Here is a 1,782-nt window from a genome sequence, read left to right on the forward strand (position 1 = left end):
GCTCGCGGGTAATGGGCTTGCCGTGCTTGGTGTGGTGTTCAGCGGCGACGCGGCGGGCGTAGTCGATCAGTTGCGGGTTGGGCGCGGGTCCGTCGTCCTGGCCGGCCTCGTTGGCGGGGACGAGGGCTGGACGGTCCACTGGCGGGATGGCCTGCGTTCTGTCCGGGACGGACGGGGACGCCGTCGCCCAGGGCGAGGACGTCTGCGGGACGTCCGGGGACGGGTCGGTACGGGTGGCAGTGGCGCGGCGTTCGAGCATGGAGACCGCGACGAGGAAGGCGCCCGCCGGGGTGGCGGCGGTGATCCAGCCCCAAACGGTCGGGGCGGCCTGTTGCAGGTTGGCCGCCAGCGAGAGGACGATGCCGCCGGTCAGGACCAGGACCGGCCAGGAGACGAGGCCACGCCGTACTTTGCCGGTCTTCCTGTCACGCTGGCGTTCGCGGGCAGCCATGACGCAGGTCAGGTCTATACAGATGGCGATGGCCCAAGCCATCCAGCCCTGCTGGCCGTTCTCGGTGGCGGTGTCGCGGATGTGGGTGAAGGAGCCGGCACCTGCGATGGCGGCCAGGACGAGCACGGGTCCGGTGTCGAGCAGCCAGGCGGCGCAGCGGCGCATCTCGTTCCTCCTCTCGGTTCGTCAGGCGGTCTGCGAGTCGGGCGTCTGGTGACGGTGGACCGCCATGACCTCGTCCCAGGACGGCGCGAGGTCGGCGTAGAGGCGGGCGGCGTGTTCGGCGGCCTGCTCGCTGACGTAGAAGGAGCGGGCGCGGTACCACTGGCCGTCCTGTGAGGCGACGATGGCGACGCCGGGTGTCTCGGCGGCGATGGCGCGCGCGGAATCGAGCGCGGCCGGGTCGAGGTCGCCGAGCGTCATGGTGGCGGTCTCGGGATCGTTGACCCGATGGCAGATCCGGCCAGAGCACTGAGCGCGAAGGGCGGTGACACCGGGTCCGAGGTCGGAGCCGATGCGCTGGCCGCAGCAGAACAGGTAGATGCCGAAGGCCCGCCCGAGCTGCGCCACCCGTAGCAGCGCGGTCGAGGTCTTGGCGATCTCGTCTTTCTCGGACTTGTCGGCCATCAGGTAGAGCTCGGCCAGCTCGTCCACCAGGACCACGACCGGAACCGGACGCATACCGGGTGGGAGCTGCCAGATGTTGCGCGCCGAGGCCATCCGGCACATGCCCATGCGATCGGTCATCAGCGCTACCAGGTCGTCGAGCAGGCCGCCGCATTCAGCCCTGCTCGTGGCCAGTGCGGACAGCCGCGAGGCGTACGGGGTGAACTCCACCCCGCCCTTGAGGTCGAAGCCGACCAGGGCGACGGGTTGCGGTGCCAGGCCGACGATGAGCGCATTGGCGAGGTTGGACTTGCCGGACTGTGTGGCCCCCGCGTTGATCCAATGCGGGACGGTCTTGAAGTCGACGACCCACGGTCCACCTGTCTCCAGGCGTCCTACGGTGACCTTGAGCAGTTCGGTGGAGGGCGGGAGTTCGTCGACCTTGACCAGCGGGTCACGCATGGTGGCGGCCAGACGTACCCGTCCCGGCTTGTCGGACGAGACGCGCACGGCGTGCACGCCCCAGGAGTGCGCCAACCGTTCGGCGACGTCGGCGTAGTCGGCTGGAATCTGCCCTTCCAGGGTGTGCAGGGTGACGCGCCAACCGTGGCGGGTCGGCATGGGCAGCCACATGAAGGGTGCGGTGTCCACGGCGATGCGCTGGAAGCGGCGCCTGACCCGGACGACACCGGTCGAGGCCACCAGGCCCGGAACGGTGGTGAACC

2 protein-coding genes are annotated in these 1,782 nt (G+C 69.9%); both read right to left on the reverse strand.

Annotated features, from left to right (window positions below; genetic code table 11):
• On the reverse strand, positions 1-616 hold a 616-nt coding region (locus FH608_RS51095), incomplete at its 3' end, for a DUF2637 domain-containing protein (RefSeq protein ID WP_152315458.1).
• A 21-nt stretch (positions 617-637) separates the two neighbouring features.
• Positions 638-1,782 (reverse strand): FtsK/SpoIIIE domain-containing protein (locus FH608_RS51100; protein ID WP_139638461.1); only part of this gene is annotated, 1,145 nt, incomplete at its 5' end.

It is taken from the genome of Nonomuraea phyllanthi (genome assembly GCF_006334985.2).
Classification (GTDB): domain Bacteria; phylum Actinomycetota; class Actinomycetes; order Streptosporangiales; family Streptosporangiaceae; genus Nonomuraea; species Nonomuraea phyllanthi.